We start from the raw sequence: 19,605 nt of genomic DNA, 5'->3' as shown, positions 1-19,605 counted from the left end.
TTAGTATATTATTTATCTTTTTGACTATAATCCTTGATCTTTCTTATAACCAAATGTCCAAGTCAATCCGAATGATACTGCGAATGCTACTACATTCACCAAGATATATAACGGTAATTGCTCATTAAGATAAAGTAGTGTCCCCGGAATTCCTGTTAATGCCATACCTGTTGCACGTAAATGGAAAATAGAGGCTAGAAAACCACCAACTCCACCACCAATCATAGACATCACAAAAGGTTTTACTAAGCGTAAAGTAACTCCAAAAACAGCTGGCTCGGTAATTCCCAATGCTGCGGAAAGAGCTGAAGGAAAAGCAATTTGCTTCATTTTTGGCGAAACTGTTTTAATTGCAACAGCTAAAACTGCTCCTGCCTGAGCAATATTCCCGCAAGTACCAATAGGATTTAGATAGTTCCAGCCATCTTTTCCTAACATGCTGATTTCAAGAAAGTTCAGGATATGGTGAACACCGAAGATACCTAATAACTGTCCGAAACTTCCATAAATTAAGCCGCCAATCCCCAATGGTAGATTCAATAGGAATTCAACTGCATATAAAACACCGACTTCTACTTCATGGAAGATTGGTCCAATAATAAATAGCGCTAAAATTAATCCTGATAATAAAGTTAAAAAGGGAGTAAGAATTAGGTCTAAAGAATCTGGAATTTTCTTTCTCAAGAAGATTTCAATTTTTGAACCTAGAATACCTGTTACGAATGCAGGAAGAACAGAACCTTGATAACCGACAACTTTAATAAATCCAAAAAACGTAAGTGGCTCTGCTGCTTGTTGACCAACCTCATAAGCGTTAGGAAGTACTGGACTAACAAGCATCAATCCTAGAACAATCCCTAGAATAGGTGTTCCACCAAAAATTCTAAATGTAGACCAGGCTACTAGTGCTGGTAAGAATGCAAAGGCAGTATCAGTCAAAATTTGGGTAAACATTAAAAGCTGTTGTGGAATATCATCAGGAGTCAGGCCAACAAGTCCCAATAACGCTTCTTGAGTGAATAAACCTCGTAATCCCATGAATAACCCCGTCGCAACTAATACTGGAATAATTGGAACAAATACATCTCCAAAAACTCGAATCGCTTTTTGGAAAGTAACTTTTTGAGATTCATTTGAAGCCTCAGTTGCCTTCTTACCCGAGCCATTAAGCATTGGAACAAATTCATCGTAAACTTTGTTAACCAATCCAGTCCCTAAAATAACTTGATATTGCCCGGAATTGAAAAAGCTACCTTTGACTTTATCAATTGCCTCTACTCCTTTCATATCAATTTTATCTTTATCGTTAATAATAATTCGGAGTCTAGTTGCACAATGTGTCACTGATTGAATATTTTCATTTCCACCGACTAATTCTAAAATTTTTTCGGCGATTTCTTTGTTACTCATTCATTTTCCTCCTCATAAGAGTAAAAATTAATCATACCTTTCTCATTCAAACTCTTATATTCAATATTACGATTCTGCTCATCGCAAAAATATCTCATTGAAAAAACATACTGTCCATCATTAATGAAAATTTCTAAAGTAGAGCTGTCACAAAAAATGTGCAACTTCGTTAGGTCCTTTACTTGAAGAATTTTTGTTTCCAATTTCTCAGTAACCCAATTAATTCGTCCAATCTCAAGTTTTCCACAACGATATATAATTGGATTTGTGTTGGAATTCAAAGACACTGAAAAATCTTTTATAGCTTCATCAAAATCAATAATGAGTTCAAAAGCTTTACTATTGTTAGAAATAATGCCGTATTCATTTTTGTATTCTTGCTCTTTCTTCCTCAAATTCTCGTATTCTTTCAAGGGGACTTGATAAAGGTGATTATCGATCCACTTCAGTTCTCTCGGCATTGATAAGCAATGAAGGTAGCCATCTTTCACTGTAGGACAATTTCTTTCTTGATTCTCGTCCATTCTAGACATCCAGCCAACGATAATTCTTCGACCTTTATCATCTAAAAAAGATTGCGGCGCATAAAAGTCAAATCCTTCATCCAACATTTTTATCTCAGTTGACTGATTAAATTTATTTGTTTTATAATCCATTTTTCCTACTAAATATCCAGCATAGCTTGAAATTGGCCGATCACTTTGTCTGTCAGAAATTCGCTTTTGTGGACAAACCATTAGTATTTCGATTCCATCGGTTAAGGTAAAGTAGTCCGGGCATTCACACATCTGATCCAATATAGTATCTGTGTAAAAAATACCTTGATATTCCCATGTTAATAAATCATCTGATTGAAAAAGCGTGATTGCTCCCACATTTTCATTTGTTTGAGCTCCGACAATCATCCACCATTTATTATCTTTTTTCCAAACTTTGGGATCTCGATGGTGTTCAGAAAAACCTTTAGGGGTTTCAATGGCGCTTTCCTGTTTGATGAATGTTCGTCCATCGTTAGATACAGCAATTTTTTGGTAACTTTTTCTAACTCCATTTAGTTTAGTATTCCCTGTATAGAAGAGATACATTTTCCCCTCATTCTCAATCGCACTTCCTGAGTAAACACCATCTTTATCATCATATCTATCAGGTAAAATCGCTGATTGAATATTTGTCCAATGAACTAAATCCTTAGACAAAAATAATCCCCATTCTTTGTAATCATGGCTCGTATCAAAACGATTCCATTGATGAAAAAAATAATATTTTCCTTTAAACTGAATCAAACCGTTTGGATCATTAAGTAATCCTTTATCCGGCTCAATATGGAAATAATTCTTATTCCGATTTTCCAACTTGAAATAGTCCTCCTCTTCAAATTTTCATTAATGCGCTTTCATGACCTTGGTTAATGAGATATTATCATTTCAACCTACATTTATAATATAGAAATATTTAAGAGAAATATGGAACTTTCTAATATCAACATTTTCTTTGAAGCGTTCCTATGTATAATAAGAGCATGAATAATAACTTAAGAGAATATACGGATAGATTCACTGATTTTACAAAAAAAAGTATTTCAGACTTTATTCTTTATAACAGCGGCATTGAATATTGTGAACCGGGTTACAGTTATGGTCCGAAACGACGAGACTATCACTTTATTCATTTTGTAAAGGAGGGCAAGGGAATACTGGAAATTGGAGATCAAAAGATTGAAGTCCATGAAAATCAACTTTTTATTGTACCAGCGAATGTTGTTTCTACTTATACCGCTGACCCAAATAAGCCGTGGAAATATTCTTGGATTGGTTTTATGGGCATTCAATCTGGAAACTTTGTTCAAACATTACTTCAGTCTGATGAAAAAAAATTTGTAATGAATTGCCAAGATGCTTCCTTTTATGAAAGTAGAATCGAAGATATTATTGAACTGAATAAAAATGATTTAGCCTCTTTTTTTAAAATTAACGGCATTATGTATGATATCGCAGGAAATTTATTGAATGAGTGCTCGGTTCAAACAACTGTGAATAGCAGTACCTCCATTTCTTTTCAAGCGATGCGTTATATGGATCTTCATTATCACGATGACATCCAAATTTCCGATATTGCCTATTCTGTTGGCATTCATCCAAATTATTTGTCTCTTATGTTTAAAAATGAGGTGGGAATCCCCCCAAAAAAATATCTTTCGAATTTAAAAATAAACAAAGCAAAAGAACTGCTTGCTGAAAGCGACGATCCAATTAACCTTATTGCTAGCTCAGTTGGTTTTTCTGATGCATTATCATTTTCTAAATTTTTCAGAAAAGAACTTGGGATGTCACCTTCCCAATATAGAAAGGAGCATAAATGATCAATGAATCCTTTAATTCATTTTGTTGAAGAGAAAAAAGTATTTCATCTCACAAATAATTATGTCAGTTATATTATAGAAATTGTAGAAGATACCTATTTGCTACATCGGTATTGGGGAGAAAAGATTACTAGTTACAATTTTAGCAATCGACCAAAATTAAAAAAGAGAACATTCGCTGCAACTCCAGATACTAATATACCTGAACTATCTCTTGAATTTTTACCTCAAGAGGTTTCTTTACCTCATCAAGGTGATTTTAGAAATTCTTCCTTAAAGATTCGAAATGAAGATGGACAAGGAATTACAATATTTGTCTATGTTGGGTACGAAATTCTTGATCAAGCGTTAACGCTTCAAGATCTCCCCTCTGCAAGAAGCAATGAAGCTTTTTGTCAGACCTTAATTGTCCATTTGTACGATAAAGTCGCAAATATTGCTCTAGATTTGTTTTATACGATCTTTGAGGATTCACCGATTATCGTACGTTCTACTAAAGTAATTAACGAAGGCTCTAGTACAATAAAAGTTGAAAAACTTCTAAGTGCTTCTCTTGATATACGTTACGAGAATCAAGTATGCACCTCATTTTATGGCACTCATCAAAAAGAGTTCCAAATGAATAGAAGTGATATTAAACATGGATTATTTAAAATTGGTAGTGCTAGAGGTGCAAGTGGGCCTCAATATCCTCCCTTCATCGCTCTATCAAAAGAAGCCACAGAGTTTCAAGGAGCAGTCCATGCAATGACCTTACTTTACAGTGGCAATCACGAAGAGATTTTGGAACGTGATCAATATAATAACTTAAGAATGCAAATTGGGTTAAATGAAGAGGGCTTCTCATGGACTTTAAAATCAGGGGAGACCATTCAGAGTCCACAAGCTCTGCTAGTATACAGCAATCAAGGGTTCAATAGTAATTCTCAAGCATTCCATACTTTTTTCAATAATCACTTGATTAATCCATCATGGAAAAAAAGAAAGAGACCCATCGTAATCAACAGCTGGGAAATGACTTATTTCGATGTTTCTGAAGCTTTGCTAAAAAAATTGATTGATTCTGCTAGTCTTTTGGGTTTTGAAACAGTGGTCTTGGATGATGGCTGGTTTGGTAAACGCAATAGTAGTAAAACTTCGTTAGGAGATTGGAAGGTTGACGAAAAAAAATTCCCCAATGGAATTAAATCTTTGGTGGATTATGCTAAAGAGAAAGGCATTGGTTTTGGGATTTGGTTTGAACCCGAGATGATATCACCTGATACAAATCTAATCAAACAACATCCCGAATGGGTAATGAAGAGTAAAAGCTATGAACCCATTTTGGGGAGAAGTCAATACTTCTTAGACTTAACCAATAAAGAAGTTCAAAACTTCGTTATCAAGACATTGTCAGATGCAATTGCAAATTTCGGAGTGAACTATATCAAGTGGGATATGAATCGACATATGACTGATCCTTTCTCCCCGACTGAAACAGAAAACAACTCACAAGAATTTTCTCATAGATATATGCTGGGCTTTTATCATATTATTAGCACACTCACTTCGAGCCATCCAGAAGTACTCTTTGAAAATTGTTCTAGCGGTGGGGGTAGATTAGATCCTGGTATGTTGTTCTACTTTCCTCAAACATGGATCAGTGATAATACCGATGCTCTGGACAGACAACAAATCCAATATGGAGCTTCTTACATGTTTCCAATCTCTTCAATAACTGGTCACGTTTCCGATGTTCCAAATCATCAAACTGGTCGCATAACTGAATTTGAGACAAGAGCAGCTTTGGCTTCTTCAACCAATATGGGCTATGAAATGGATGTTATCTCCATGTCTGAAGAAGAGAAGAAGAAGGTAGCGAATCATATATCGACTTACAAAAGAGAAAGAAAGCTTGTTTTTGAAGGGGAATTCTATCGATTGAGTTCTCCTAATGAATCAAATATTTGTAGTTGGATGTTTGTCGATGAAGAAAAAAGTAATGCCATTATTTATGTATTTCGGAACACCTATCAAGTATTTGATTTATCATTACTTGTTCGAATTCCTTATTTAGATCAAGAAGCCAACTATCTCGAAGTTATTACAAATGCTACTTATAGTGGATCAGAATTATATAATTGCGGAATCTCTCTTGAAAATCCTAAAGGTGATTTTATTGTTCATAAGTTAATTTTAAAAAAGTGTAAATGATCTAATACCTTAGCTCCCCGTTCAAAGAATTAAAATCTTAAAAAAAGCAGAAACCGTTAAATTTCACGGTCTTCTGCTTTTTTTAAGTTTCTTGCAAGAGTTTTTGAATATAATTTTAATTCTTCTATTATGGATAAGCGAACTCAATTCAAAAAGTAGTAAACTTAATGATCTCCGTTCACGATACGAAGGTTTTGAGTTACTAATTTACCAGCCATGCAAAAATTAACGATGAAGCGGTTCTTTTTCGCCCAGACCCAGCACCTCCGTTGTGGAATTGTAAATTTCTTGGTAAAGCTCTGGGTTTTCCGCTAGTGACACCCCGTAAGAAGGAATCATCTCTTTGATTTTTGGTTCCCACTCTTCCATATGTTGTGGGAAGCATTTTTCCAATACTTCCAGCATAACGTGAACAGCAGTAGAAGCACCCGGAGAGGCGCCGAGCAGTGCAGCTACCGAACCATCAGCGGCACTAACCACTTCTGTACCAAATTGAAGTGTTCCTTTTCCACCCTCCGTATCTTTGATCACCTGCACACGTTGGCCTGCTACCACGATCCCCCAGTCCTCGATTTTGGCGTTCGGAATAAACTCGCGTAATTCTTCCAGACGCTTTTCATTCGATAACATCACTTGCTGAATCAGATATTTGGTCAATGCCATCTCTTTTGCGCCCGCGGCCAACATCGTGATGAGATTATTGGGTTTTACAGAACCGATCAAATCCAAATTTGAGCCCGTTTTCAAGAACTTCGGTGAGAAGCCGGCAAACGGTCCAAATAGCAGTGCTTTTTGGTTACCGATATATCTTGTATCCAGATGCGGAACAGACATGGGAGGAGCACCAACCTTAGCTTTACCATATACTTTTGCATGATGCTGGGCGACAACCTTAGGATTGTTACATACCATAAATAGTCCACTTACCGGGAATCCCCCGATATATTTGGACTCAGGAATACCGGTTCTTTGTAGCAAAGGTAGACTTCCACCCCCACCACCGATAAAGACAAATTTGGCATTATGGTATTCGATTTTACCGTTATCCAGATTATGGACTTTGATCTTCCACGATCCGTCGCTCGCACGTTTAATATCCTTTACACTATGTTTGTAATTGATCTCGACGTTTTTACTTTTTAAATGCTCAAACAACATGCGTGTTAAAGCACCAAAGTTGACATCTGTTCCAGAGTCGATTTTGGTTGCCGCGATGGGTTCATTCAATGTACGGCCTTCCATAATCAGCGGAATCCATTCCTTCAGCTTTTCAGGGTCGTCGGAAAATTCCATGCCTTGAAACAGAGAAATAGTTGAAAGCGCTTTAAACCTTTTTTTCAAAAAAGATACATTTTTCTCTCCTGTTACCAAACTCATATGAGGTATTGGTTTGATAAAGTCCTGTGGATTACGAATCAAATTGCTGTTTACAAGAAAAGACCAAAACTGTCTTGAAAGCTGAAACTGCTCATTAATGTCTACAGCTTTACGAATATCTATAGATCCGTCAGCCTTCTCGGATGTATAGTTCAGTTCGCACAGTGCAGCATGGCCTGTACCTGCATTATTCCATTCGTTAGAGCTTTCTTCTCCCGCGTTTGCGAGTTTCTCAAACACTTGAATTTCCCACTCCGGTGCTAACTCTTTCAGCAATGATCCCAGAGTCGCGCTCATGACTCCGGCACCAATTAAGATAACGTCTGTATTTTTCTGAATGCTATTCATAAAAACCTTCCTTATCTCTTATATTTGCAAAAAAGAGCAGGCCCTCCTGCTTAGGTGATACAAGAAGCAAGGCTCCACTCAGGAACATATCTTTTCTGTCTCTATTATAACTAAAATATAATCTTTTAAAAATTATATTGTCTATTATCTGATAATTATAAATCATTTCTGCTAAAAAGTGAGAATTTTCTTTGCAGAAATAATAAGAATGGATCTCAGCACGCTGTATTATTTGGGCTTCACTTACTAGCAGTAATAACAGACATCAAAAAAGCGTTTAGAAGCAAATGATATAGAGTACGAATTTCCAATGATTGAATCAACAGTCCATGTATATGAATAACTCGGTAAAATATGTCTTTACGGGATGGGCCCTTATAAATACTTCATTATGATATTCGAAACGGTCTGTTGTTGATTCCCCCAATCATAATCGGAGTTATCCATAATAAACGATTGAAAAGGAAGTTGCTCAATAATTTGTAATTCTAGCTCTCGTCGATGTTCAAGGAACTGAATATATCCCTCATATCCGTAAAGCCCCTTGTTCTTTCCATAATCTTGCTCGGTATGGTACCAAATCGCGAAATCTAACCATTCTTGAGATCTCATTGTTTTAACTCGCTCAATCGTCTCATGCACATTCGGTTGCTTCAAATAGAACAAAATTGGATTTAACTCCTGAATTTGCTCCGCAATCTGTAATACATGCTGAATAAAACGATCTTCTCCAGCGTTATGTCGGGCGAGTAGTGCACACCCCGGGTTCTGTAAAAAACAGCATTCGAGTATTATCAACTTTTCTTTTTCTCGCTGATCTTTAACAAAAGACTTCCAACGTTGAATCATCAACTCGCAGTGCTTTTCTACGGGTACTCCATCGTAAATTTCATAACGCCGGATTTCCTCATGCAAACTAGAAGGGATTCCATTTGGAGCTGATTGCTGCGCAAGTGCATATGCGATTAAAGAGTCGTTGCCATTCACAGATACAAACGGATCAATGTAATGAAACACCTCAGAATAGATAGATCGGAGCCGATCAAGTTCTTCGTTCGGCATACATGCAACCGATTCATAATCAGCGGGATGTCGTAAGTTCCCTTCTAAAAATAGTTCCGATTCTATTTGATGTGTGTTTAACATGTCATGTATGTGTCTAGATAATGTGGATTTGCCAGAGCCAGGTATACCTTCAACGATAACCAGTTTCGTTTTCGTAGCTGGTAAATTGGCCATAGTATCACATCCTTATGAATTAAATGATTACCTTAAGGAGAAACCAATTATCTCGTTATAACGCCTATTATATTTAACGGATCGGCGTATATTGCCCACTGAAATGAAAATAATAGCCGTTGTCTGGATATATCCGAGAATACAATGACCTCTATCCCTGTATAAAACACTGGAGTAGTTCTTATTGTCTTTGTTACCTTCTGCAACCAAAATCTGGTTGTCATCACAACCTAAAATAATTCCTATATGATCGTGGGACTTATCCGACAGAAGCTTCTCGTAAACGACAATATCACCACGTGCTGGCTCAAATCCATCTTGCTTATCGTGATAAAAAAATCCTATTTCAGGCAGCTGGGCCCAATCCAACCATGCACCAACTCCAGCTAATCGATACATACAGTTGGGATATCGAATGGGCAGTAGAATTCCAACCTGCATACAACAATAATATACAAATGCAGCGCACCAATTGCCTTCCAGTACTTTATAAATATCAGAGTCCGGCCAATACTTGCAAATTTCCCGATAACGTTCATCTTCCGGGACACCAACAATGTTTTTCCCTGCAAACGTTTCTGCAAAATCAGCCAGCATAAGACGTTTGTCTTCAGCGTTACTGTTTTTCGTTTCCGTATCTGCGTTGAATTCCACTTCTACAAGCTCCACCGGAATCCCCAATTCAACAAACACATTTTGCAGTCTACGTATATCCGTCTTAAATGAATGGTTACCTGCATTCTGTAAGTACATCTGCAATAAAATAGCATCTTTAATTATTTCTTCGTATGGTCCATGTCCTTGATGTCTGTCTCCTTGATAAAAGATCGAGCGGAGAATGACAAGCTGCTCTTCGTCGGTAAAGAGTTGGGTGTTACGTAGTATAGGTCTTACAGCATCCGCACTGTTGGGACCAGGGAAGTCCTTAATTCCGGTTTTATAGAAATAGAACCCGTGTAGCAGTCCCGCGATTGCAGCGATCTCCACATCTTGTCCCCTTCTCATAGCAAGCATTGAAGCAAAATTGGATACCCCGAAAAGGTGAACCCAAGCTTCCTGCTTCTTAGAGGTATTCTCTGTAGTAACAAGCATTTCATGAACAAGACCACGAACACTTTCAAGCCGCTTAAACTTACTCTCATAAATCAAGCTTTCGCCTCCCTACCCTGCCCACTTCAACTTCCCTTATCTCGACATCCTTAGAAAACCAATAAAAAGCACTGGGTCCTGAGGACTGACCCAATGCTTTTAGTAGATGACTATCTTCTAGTTACTTAATAATTACGTATTCCAGGTTAACCAGTTTTGCATAAGTAACAATTTGGTCTGTGGTTAGATTCAAGGAAACCACGGTATGGTGACCACCGCCGTTCTCAATCCATGCTTTAACCCCATCTTGGAAGTTTGGCTTCACATTCCACAGTACACGGGCCACTGGAAGATTCGGAGCAGGAACTGTCGGTTCAAATGCAGTAACCTCATTGATCAACAGTTTATAATGCGTGCCAAAGTCAGCCATGGAAACAACTACACCGTCTCCTGCCTTGCCGTCAAACACCAGACGAGCTGGATCTTCACGATCGCCGATACCTAACGGAGAAACGATGATTTTAGGCTTGTTGCTTGCCAACGTTGGGTCAACTTCAAGCATATGGGATTGAAGGATCGATTCCTGACCAGCCGCTAATTCATAGGTGTAGTCTTCCATAAAGCCAGTGGATTGGTTATGGCTCATGACTTTAAGCAGACGATCGAGCGCTGCAGTCTTCCAATCTCCTTCACCGGCGAAGCCGTATCCTTGTGCCATCAAACGTTGAACGGCAAGACCAGGAAGTTGTTTCATACCATAGAGGTCTTCGAAGTTCGTAGTGAAGGCAGTATAGCCGCCATGATCCAGGAACCGTTTAAGGGCAATTTCATAGCTTGCTTGCACTCTTACGCTGGCTTCCCAAGCTTCCTTGCTATAAGTACCATAATCAAGTTCATAGAGTTCGGAGTATTCCGCGAACAAAGCATCAATCTCTTCTTCTTTCACAGCATTGACGTACTGAACAAGGTCGCCAATTCCGAAGTAGTCAACGGTCCATCCAAATTGAATTTGAGCTTCGACCTTATCACCTTCCGTAACGCCAACGTTACGCATATTGTCGCCAAAGCGGGCAACTTTGATATTGAAGCTTTCGTTATATGCAACCGCTACATCCATCCACTCTGCGATTTGCTTCTGCACTTCCGCACGTTCCCAGTACCCTACAACCACTTTATTCTGTTTCTTCAGACGGGCATTGATGAATCCATATTCACGGTCACCATGAGCTGCCTGATTGAGGTTCATGAAGTCCATGTCAATCGTAGCCCAAGGAATGCTTTCATTGAACTGTGTGGCCAAATGAAGCAACGGCTTCTGCAGCAATTTAGTACCGCGAATCCACATTTTTGCAGGCGAGAAGGTATGCATCCAAGTGATGACACCGGCAACTTCGTCACGATAGTTGACTTCTTTCATGAGATTGGTGATTTTGTCTGCACTAACCGCCAGATCCTGCAATACAAGCGGATAAGGCAGAACGCCACTCTTATTTAAGGCATCGGTCATTTCTTGTGCGTGTGCTTTAACTTCTGCTAATGCTTCTTCCCCATACAGATGCTGTGAACCTACGACAAACCAGAACTGTTTTGTACCTACTGTTGACATCATTCATCCTCTTTTCTTAATTTTTTAGTTTATATTACTTTTGCCCGTAGTACGCGTCTTTCCCATGTTTGCGTAAATAATGTTTATCTAGAATGCGTTGCGGCAATTCTTCAGCAAAATGATTCAATTCTCGTGCGAATAAATTCATTTTCGAAACTTCTTCCAACACGACGCTATTCATGACTGCCGATTTTGCATCTTTGCCCCAAGTGAAGGGAGCATGACCCTTAAGCAGAACACCCGGCACTGCTAAAATATCCAGCCCGCGCTGCTCAAAAGTTTCGATGATGACACGGCCGGTTTCCGCTTCGTAACCACGATCAATCTCCTCTTGTGTCAAGAAACGGGCACAAGGAACAGAACCATAGAAGGTGTCTGCATGAGTAGTCCCCATTACAGGTACATCCAAGCCTGCTTGAGCCCAAATGGTCGCCCAAGTCGAATGCGTGTGTACAATACCGCCGATCTCTGCATAATGCTTATAAAGTACGGCGTGAGTCGGTGTATCTGATGAAGGTCTCATTTCTCCTTCAACAACATTGCCATCAAAATCAACAACCACCATATCGCTAGGTTTCATCGTGTCATAACTAACACCACTTGGTTTGATAACGAATAAGCGGCTCTCACGATCAACAGCGCTTACGTTACCCCAGGTGTATTTCACGAGTCCATGTTTAGGCAAATCCAGATTGGCTTGATATACTTCTTCTTTCAGTTGCTCTAACACGTCAATTCCTCCAGTTTTCCACTAGATTATCTACAGCAGCCTGTTCAATCGCCAGGCCTTGTGTGTAGCGTTCCATGAATGCTTCAAATCCCTTAACGTCGGAACTGTCGGGAGAAATTTCTTGCCCCTCAGCATCTCTAAATACTTTTTGGTCGAGGAAGTCTTCCAGACTTTCTTGTTGATCCTTGTTCATCATGTAAGAAGCCAGAATAGCAATCCCCCACGCCCCACCTTCTCCAGCTGTTGACATCACTGATACCGGGACATTCATGGCAGCCGCAACAATTTTTTGTCCGACGATAGGGGTTTTAAATAAACCACCGTGAGCCAGAATGCTGTCAATTGCGACATTTTCTTTCTTTGTCAAAATATCCATTCCGATTTTCAAAGCAGCAAACGCAGTGAAAAGATGAGTCCGCATGAAATTGGCCAAATTGAAACGGCTTTCAGGAGAGCGGACAAACAATGGCCGGCCTTTCTCTATTCCGGTGATATTCTCCCCTGACAAATAGCCATAGCTGAGTAAACCGCCGCCATCTGGATCTGCTTCCAAAGCCTTGTTCAGCAGCACACTGAACAATTGATTCGGATCCGCCTTTTGCCCCATTGCCTCAGAGAATTCACGGAACAATCCCAGCCAAGCATTGATATCACTTGAACAGTTGTTGGCATGAACCATTCCGACCGGATTACCATTCGGTGTAGTCACCAGATCAATTTCCGGATATACCGCTGAAAGGTCCTTCTCTAATACAAGCATGGCAAAAACCGAGGTTCCCACAGAGACGTTGCCAGTCCGTTTTCTCACACTATTCGTAGCGACCATCCCTGTTCCCGCATCACCTTCTGGAGGACAAAGCGGAATACCTGGTTGTAAATCTTCGGATTTATCTAAGATTTTAGCTCCCGCGGCGGTTAGTACACCTGCCTGCTCGCCTGAAATATAAACTTTAGGGAGAATTCCTTCTAGCTTCCAATCGTAACCTTTGGCTGCAATGAGTTCATCGAACTGCTTAACCATCGATTGGTTATAATCATGTGTAGTCTCATCAATGGGGAATATGCCCGAAGCATCCCCGACGCCAATAGCCTTATTGCCAGTCAGCAGCCAGTGAATATATCCAGCTAACGTCGTCATAAAATCAATCTGAGGGACATGTTGCTCTTCGTTCAATATAGCTTGATACAGGTGAGCAATACTCCATCGCTCAGGGATGTTGAATTGGAATTTATCAGTTAACACTTTTGCGGCAGCACCGGTTGTCGCATTCCGCCAAGTCCGGAACGGAACAAGCAACTCGCCCTTGCTGTCAAAAGCCATATAGCCGTGCATCATTGCAGAGAATCCTATAGAACCAACGGTACGAAGGGTAATCCCATATTTTCGTTCAACCTCTTGCTTCATTTCACTATAAGCCTCTTGCAGACCCGTAATAATACTCTCTAAGTTGTACGTCCAATAACCGTCCACCAAGAGATTTTCCCACTCATAGCTTCCAGATGCGATGGTTTCAAAATGATGATCAATCAGCACTGCCTTGATACGTGTGGATCCAAATTCGATACCAAGTGAGGTTTCTCCCTTAGTAATCGCTTGTTTAATGTCTTGATCCATGCTCACGTTACTCCTCTCTCTGAACAACTGTTATAATCGCAATAATTGAAAGAAGGCGCTTTCTTTAATTTACAACCTTAGTATATTTTTTGTTCGTACATTTGTCAACACACATACATAGTTATACATACAAATATTCTGATAAACCGAGAATTTATCTATTTTTTCTTTAGTATTAATGCATGTTAGGCTATGGATTATAATAAGCTCATAATTATGCTAAAATATGTACATACAAATATTATGGGTAGGTAAATTAGTATTAGGACAACCAGGAAAGAAGGAATAAAGTGAAACCAAAGTATCAGGTCATCCTTGAGGATATAAAGAGCAACATTCTATCAGGAGCATACAGCGTAGGAGAACAAATTCCAACGGAATCGGCTTTGCAGGATATGTATAAAGTTAGCCGTCAGACGGTACGTAAGGCAATTTTAGAACTATCCAACGAGGGTTTTTTAAGAAGTGAAAAAGGATCGGGCACTTATGTCAGTAACCAATTTCGATCAAAAAACGGCGGGAATTCCAGTAATAAAACCATCGGAGTCATCACAACCTACATTTCCGATTACATCTTCCCTTCTATTATTCGCGGGATTGAAGCCAGATTGAATGAAGATAATTATTCATTGCTATTAGCTAGTACAAATAATGATGTCGCACAGGAAAAGAAAGCTTTGGAGATGATGTTGTCCTTTGGTGTGGATGGCTTGATCATTGAGCCTACGAAGAGCAATCTATATAATCCCAATATCTCTTACTATCTGACGTTCAAGGAGCAGGATGTTCCGTTTATCATGATTAATGCTTATTATGAAGAGTTGGAAGTTCCCTTCTTTTGTCTCGATGACGTACAGTCCAGCTATCTGGCAACAAAAGAATTGATTGCTAACGGACACACACACATTGGTATCATTGCCAAAATGGACGATTTACAAGGAAAGCATCGAATGAAGGGCTATATCAAGGCGCTTGGAGAAGCCAAATTACGGTTTTACCCAGAGCAAGTGCTGTCATTCTATACAGAGACGAAGCAGGACCTGTCCACCAACTTAAAAAAATTCCTAACCGAACAAAGAGACGGGTTATCCGCAATTGTCTGCTATAACGACGAGGTAGGATTAGAAGTTGTACATGTATGCAGACAACTTGGTATATCTGTTCCCGAAGACTTATCCATTATTGGTCAAGATAATTCCTATATTTCCAAGAATGCAAACATCAAACTAACGACATTAACACACCCACAGGAACAAATGGGACGTGATGCCGCCGATTGGGTTATCAAGAAACTGCAAGGAAAGAAGGACCTACGCAACCACACCTATTATCAACCTGTGTTAATTGAAGGAGAGACGGTAAAAAAGAAACTGAAGTGAAGGGGTCCAACATTCATTGTAAACAATCAAATGGATACACCCAAAAACGATATTACCATTGAACACTAGGCACCTAGTGCCTAATTGTCATATGACACTTTGAAGTGACTGGTATGGGTCGGTGACGAAATGTAACTTGTTGGTATGACAAGTCCTTTGCCATACTTGGTTTTGCCGGACGCTATGAGGCAAAAATACATTTCAAGGAGATCATTCATGAAAAAAATGATTCACACCAATCTCGCGGTTCTACTGTTATCTGCTACGATAACTACCGCCTGTATGGCACCCAACGGCGCGTCAGTTGCCGCACCCGTTAACGCACCAGTTGCATCTGAAAAGACTAGCTTGGAGGGGCCGCGAAATGCCAAGGAACTAGAAGCTTTTGCAGATGGTGTTTTTGCGGACAAGATGAAGAAGTTTAATACAGTTGGTTCTAATTTTGTGGTCGTCACGGGTGGGAAAGTGATGCTAAGCAAAGGTTACGGTTATGCCGACAGGGAAAAAAGAATTCCTGTTGATAAAAATACCGTTTTCCAAATCGGCTCTGTTACAAAGTCATTCACTGCATTGGCAGCTATGCAGTTGGTCGATAAGGGGAAAATGGATTTAAAACACGATATCCAAGAGTATTTAGGAGGAATAAAGGTTCCGAATAAAACAGGAAAAAAACTGACGATGTTTGATCTACTTACATATTCAAGTGGATTTGATGAACCAGATATTCTCATGGAAATGCATCCAGAATACGCGGACAAATATTTTCCAATGAAGAAGTACATTGCATCAAATATGCCAACTGTTGTCAGGCCTCCAGGAGAAGCGTACACTTATGACAATTTTGGTTTCATGCTAGCTGGATATGCAGTAGCAAACGTAACGAGCATGTCATATTCCCGATATATGGAAAAGAATATTTTCAAACCGTTAGGCATGACTTCGACGAATGTGCGGTTTACCCCCCAATTGTTAAGCAGAATGGCTGCTCACTATGGACCAACAGGTGAACTGATACCTTTGGACGGGTTTAAACCAACAGAAAAACCTGAAGGCGGTATGGTTTCAACAGCAGATGACATGGCGAAGTACCTCATGATGCACCTGAACAAAGGAAAGTACAAAGGTAAAGAAGTGGTGAGTCCAAAGAGCATAGAGCAAATGCACACATACCAATTATTCCCTGATAAGGAGTTCCCGGTTACAACAATTGGATTCGAAGGCTACTTCAAAGAGAAGATGAATAATCAGCATGTGATTCTAAAAGGAGGAAATGTTACAGGGCATTCTTCCTTGATTGTTATTCTGCCTGAAAAGAATACAGCGATGTACATGTCCTACAATAACGACTCCATGATGAGTCTTGACGTGTATGAGGAATTTATGAATCATTATTATCCGAGAAAAGTAGAAGTTCCAAAGTCAACCTACGCGACAATAAGTGAGCAGCAGGCCCAAGACTACGTGGGATTATACCAAAACACGCGTATCGCTGCCTTAAGGACGAAGGTTTCGTATTCAGACGGGAAATTAATATTGGAGACAGGAACATCAGGCAGACATACACTCAAAATGATCCACCCTTTATTATTTGAAGATGAATCAGGTAATAAATTGACGTTTAATAAAAATGAAGCAGGTCATATTGCATATTTGTATTACATGCAGCTCCCAGACCTCGTTGCTTATGCGCAAAAAATAAACATTGATTCACCATTTTCTGATGTACCTGCGGGTAGTAAATATATTTCATATATAAACAACCTTAATGCTTTGAAAGTCATGAGCGGAAAGTCAGCCAACCTCTTCGATCCGAAAGGAACGATGACTCAGGGAGAATTCTCAGAAGTGCTGCTGCGCGCCCACGGGTGGTATAAACAACCATTCATGATTGAACCGAATAAGAAGCAGATGATGGCCGGACTACGTAATTATCAGCCTAATTCTCCTATCACTAGACAAATGGCGGCGGTAATGATCCAGAACCTGAAACAGGTTGAGCCTGGAACTAAGGTTAAATTGAGTGGCGAAACGGATGCTTGGGCAGTTAAAGCAGTCACAGCTCTTGTTTCCCAAGGTATCATGGACCCGGATACCAAGACCAATTTAGACGGCTCCATAAACTTCCGCTCCAAACAGCTTTTGAAGCGTCAAGAAGCCAGTGCCTTATTGGATCAAGCATTTAATTACTATACGTTGCCAATCAGTCACTAATTCAAAAGGTTAACCAGAAAAAGTAAGATAATGATACTTTATATAAGGTTTCCTGAACCCCCGATCAAACTGGGGGTTTTCTTGTACAATAAGAAACAAGCGGCTGCTGATGCTGCCGCTTGTTTTTAGTTTTCTCCATATCCAACGGAAATCCGCATCGAGCCGTAAGGTTTATTCCAGAAGCCCTGCCTCCCGGGCTTTTTGCACCGCTTCCTCCCGGTTGCGAACCCCCAGCTTCAGATAGACCGATGACGCATAGTTTCTAACCGTACCATCAGATAAATACAATTTGGAGGCAATGGTTTTATATCGCAGTCCTTTCGACACGGACTGTAAAATTTCAAGCTCCCGTGGAGTTAAGTCATAGGTCGCGGCCACTTGAGTTGTCGACCGATCTTCCCCACTCTTGTCTGCTTCCAGCTGTGCAAACAATTTGTGCGACATCTCCTGATCGATCAGCGTGCCTCCGCGATAGACCGTGCGTATTGTTTCGGCGAGCTCTACCGGCTTCATCGACTTCAATAAGTATCCGTCCGCTCCGCTTCGCAGCGCTTCCAGAGCCTGTCCAGTATCTTCGAACGTGGTGAGAATCAAGATGCGGATGTGGGGCCACGTTTGTTTTATGGTACGGGATGCGGAGATTCCGTCCAGGTTCGGCATGTCCAAATCCATGAGCACCAGCTGAGGCTGAACCTGCCTGCACAGTTCGATGGCTTGCTCGCCATCTTCTGCCACCCCTACGACTTGCAAATCTTGCTGCTCCTCGAGAAGAGTCCGCAGACTTTCACGGATAAAAGGCTGGTCATCGACGACCAACAGACGGATGACATCATCCTTAAGCTCCGTTTGTCGTGGCAGGGTGCAGGTAACGAGGGTGCCTTCGCCCGGTTGGGTATAGACGCCAACATGACCTTGCAAATTCATTGCTCGCTCTTTCATGGCGTTCAAGCCGAAGCCATCCCGTCCATGTTCCATCCCGCGGCCGTTATCTTGAATTTCCAGCCTCGTCTGCTGAGGCTCGAATTGCACCAAAACCGTAATCTCCGTCGAGTGTCCATGACGCACTGCATTCGTCAATGATTCTTGCAAGCAGCGATACAGCGCTATCTTCGCTTGCTTCGTTACAGGGTATTCCTCTCCGAAGGCCTGGAAACGAACCGACACCTTAGCATGCTCCTGAAACTCCTCTGCCAGCTTCCGCAAAGACTGAAGCAGTGGGAGTTCTTCATGCGGCGATTCGATTTGATGCACATAGCCTCTCACTTCATCCATATTCTGGCGGGCCAGGTTCAATAGGGAATCGAGACGTTTCGTTCCTGTATCCGTCTCTAGCTCAGGGCGCAAGGTTTCCAATCCCATAATGAGGGAAGTGTAGGCATGACCGACAGTATCATGAAGCTCTTTGGAGAGCCGATTTCGTTCTTCGGCCAGCGTGATGCGCTCGATTTGGGACAAGTACTGCTCCAGCACCGCATTTTGCTCGCGTATAATTTCGCTTTGACGATGATTGACCATCAATAAATGGAAGGAAAATCCGAATGCATAAGCCGTCCCGAATTGAATGGTCATAACCCAAAAATCAGTCTGCTCTACAAGCAGCTTAATTATAGTGGGTAGGAGCAATACCGATAAAGGACCTGACCAAAGATATGTTCTTTGTTTGCTGTTAGCGGCAATTAAAAATGGATACAACAGGAATGTGAGGTAGGCTTCCGGAAAAAACGAAGCTAAATACAAGCACAGCCCGCCCGGGATCACAATCTCGGTAAGCAGGTAGTATCTATAATTGAGCTGCAAGCACAGCCAGGGAACGGAAAAAGCAATAAGCTGCCAAAACACAAGAACCCAAAGCGGCAGCGTGAAATGAGCTTGCCGCTCTATGATAGTGAGCAGGAGAGAAGTACTGCAAATCAGGCGGATCATAAGCATGAACCAGTCGTACCAGAACCACTGCTTTACCATATCGAACAAAACCATCAACCCCTAAGAACTTTCAGTATGACATTACGTACCTATTATAGAGCAGAACATCATCCAACAATACTTTTA

General features: G+C 40.5%; 13 protein-coding genes. 4 read left to right on the top strand and 9 right to left on the bottom strand.

Annotation, left to right across the window (positions count from 1 at the left end; all coding sequences use genetic code 11):
• Positions 1-24: 24 nt before the first annotated feature.
• Together ACL9RM_RS00550 and ACL9RM_RS00545 are read right to left on the bottom strand one after the other, a co-directional pair.
• Complete coding sequence (locus tag ACL9RM_RS00550; protein ID WP_414126007.1) at positions 25-1,410, bottom strand: PTS transporter subunit EIIC; 1,386 nt, start codon at positions 1,408-1,410, stop codon at positions 25-27.
• Positions 1,407-2,762, bottom strand: coding sequence for a glycoside hydrolase family 32 protein (locus ACL9RM_RS00545; RefSeq protein ID WP_414126005.1), 1,356 nt, complete (start codon positions 2,760-2,762; stop codon positions 1,407-1,409). The genes ACL9RM_RS00550 and ACL9RM_RS00545 overlap by 4 nt, the downstream gene beginning before the upstream one ends.
• Before the next feature lie 167 nt (positions 2,763-2,929).
• On the opposite strand from ACL9RM_RS00545, the gene ACL9RM_RS00540 reads away from it, so the two are divergent.
• Together ACL9RM_RS00540 and ACL9RM_RS00535 are read left to right on the top strand one after the other, a co-directional pair.
• Positions 2,930-3,769, top strand: a complete 840-nt coding sequence (locus tag ACL9RM_RS00540; protein WP_414126003.1) for an AraC family transcriptional regulator — start codon at positions 2,930-2,932, stop codon at positions 3,767-3,769.
• A 3-nt stretch (positions 3,770-3,772) separates the two neighbouring features.
• Complete coding sequence (locus ACL9RM_RS00535) at positions 3,773-5,962, top strand: alpha-galactosidase (protein WP_414126001.1); 2,190 nt, start codon at positions 3,773-3,775, stop codon at positions 5,960-5,962.
• A gap of 225 nt (positions 5,963-6,187) precedes the next feature.
• Here ACL9RM_RS00535 and ACL9RM_RS00530 read toward each other — a convergent pair whose 3' ends face one another.
• From ACL9RM_RS00530 to ACL9RM_RS00505, 6 genes are all read right to left on the bottom strand, one after another.
• Positions 6,188-7,687 carry a malate:quinone oxidoreductase gene (locus ACL9RM_RS00530; RefSeq protein WP_414125999.1) on the bottom strand — a complete coding sequence of 500 codons (1,500 nt, stop codon included), beginning with the start codon at positions 7,685-7,687 and terminating at the stop codon, positions 6,188-6,190.
• 375 nt (positions 7,688-8,062) lie between these two features.
• On the bottom strand, positions 8,063-8,926 hold the full coding sequence (locus ACL9RM_RS00525; RefSeq protein ID WP_414125997.1) for a hypothetical protein: 864 nt from the start codon (positions 8,924-8,926) through the stop codon (positions 8,063-8,065).
• A 27-nt stretch (positions 8,927-8,953) separates the two neighbouring features.
• Positions 8,954-10,075, bottom strand: coding sequence for a CHAP domain-containing protein (locus tag ACL9RM_RS00520; RefSeq protein ID WP_414125995.1), 1,122 nt, complete (start codon positions 10,073-10,075; stop codon positions 8,954-8,956).
• A gap of 121 nt (positions 10,076-10,196) precedes the next feature.
• Positions 10,197-11,621 carry an L-arabinose isomerase gene (araA, locus tag ACL9RM_RS00515; protein ID WP_414126193.1) on the bottom strand — a complete coding sequence of 475 codons (1,425 nt, stop codon included), beginning with the start codon at positions 11,619-11,621 and terminating at the stop codon, positions 10,197-10,199.
• Positions 11,622-11,655: 34 nt separating this feature from the next.
• A complete protein-coding gene (locus ACL9RM_RS00510; protein ID WP_068939259.1) occupies positions 11,656-12,351 on the bottom strand; it encodes an L-ribulose-5-phosphate 4-epimerase in 696 nt (231 codons plus the stop codon).
• A 1-nt stretch (position 12,352) separates the two neighbouring features.
• Positions 12,353-13,966 (bottom strand): xylulokinase, encoded by a 1,614-nt coding sequence (locus ACL9RM_RS00505; RefSeq protein ID WP_414125992.1) that lies wholly within the window; start codon positions 13,964-13,966, stop codon positions 12,353-12,355.
• 290 nt (positions 13,967-14,256) lie between these two features.
• On the opposite strand from ACL9RM_RS00505, the gene ACL9RM_RS00500 reads away from it, so the two are divergent.
• Both ACL9RM_RS00500 and ACL9RM_RS00495 read left to right on the top strand, forming a co-directional pair.
• Complete coding sequence (locus ACL9RM_RS00500; protein WP_322159075.1) at positions 14,257-15,345, top strand: GntR family transcriptional regulator; 1,089 nt, start codon at positions 14,257-14,259, stop codon at positions 15,343-15,345.
• Between the two features lie 216 nt (positions 15,346-15,561).
• Entirely contained in the window at positions 15,562-17,556 is a 1,995-nt protein-coding gene (locus tag ACL9RM_RS00495; protein ID WP_414125990.1) for a serine hydrolase, read from the top strand.
• A gap of 171 nt (positions 17,557-17,727) precedes the next feature.
• Here the strand turns inward: ACL9RM_RS00495 and ACL9RM_RS00490 are convergent, their stop codons facing one another.
• Entirely contained in the window at positions 17,728-19,527 is a 1,800-nt protein-coding gene (locus tag ACL9RM_RS00490) for a response regulator (RefSeq protein WP_414125988.1), read from the bottom strand.
• Positions 19,528-19,605 lie beyond the last annotated feature (78 nt).

Origin of the sequence: Paenibacillus sp. S29, from assembly GCF_049319765.1 — a bacterium.
In the GTDB taxonomy this organism is placed as follows: Bacteria; Bacillota; Bacilli; order Paenibacillales; family Paenibacillaceae; genus Paenibacillus; species Paenibacillus polymyxa_B.
Note: the sequence above shows the minus strand (reverse complement) of the source record. Positions and strands in the feature narration are given on the sequence as shown.

Excerpts from the sequence above, each read along its gene's own strand:
- ACL9RM_RS00505 (WP_414125992.1), bottom strand. The coding sequence starts at position 13,966 with ATGGATCAAGACATTAAACAAGCGATTACTAAGGGAGAAACCTCACTT.
- ACL9RM_RS00550 (WP_414126007.1), bottom strand. The coding sequence starts at position 1,410 with ATGAGTAACAAAGAAATCGCCGAAAAAATTTTAGAATTAGTCGGTGGA.
- ACL9RM_RS00530 (WP_414125999.1), bottom strand. The coding sequence starts at position 7,687 with ATGAATAGCATTCAGAAAAATACAGACGTTATCTTAATTGGTGCCGGA.
- ACL9RM_RS00525 (WP_414125997.1), bottom strand. The coding sequence starts at position 8,926 with ATGGCCAATTTACCAGCTACGAAAACGAAACTGGTTATCGTTGAAGGT.
- ACL9RM_RS00540 (WP_414126003.1), top strand. The coding sequence starts at position 2,930 with ATGAATAATAACTTAAGAGAATATACGGATAGATTCACTGATTTTACA.
- ACL9RM_RS00535 (WP_414126001.1), top strand. The coding sequence starts at position 3,773 with ATGAATCCTTTAATTCATTTTGTTGAAGAGAAAAAAGTATTTCATCTC.
- araA (WP_414126193.1), bottom strand. The coding sequence starts at position 11,621 with ATGTCAACAGTAGGTACAAAACAGTTCTGGTTTGTCGTAGGTTCACAG.
- ACL9RM_RS00495 (WP_414125990.1), top strand. The coding sequence starts at position 15,562 with ATGAAAAAAATGATTCACACCAATCTCGCGGTTCTACTGTTATCTGCT.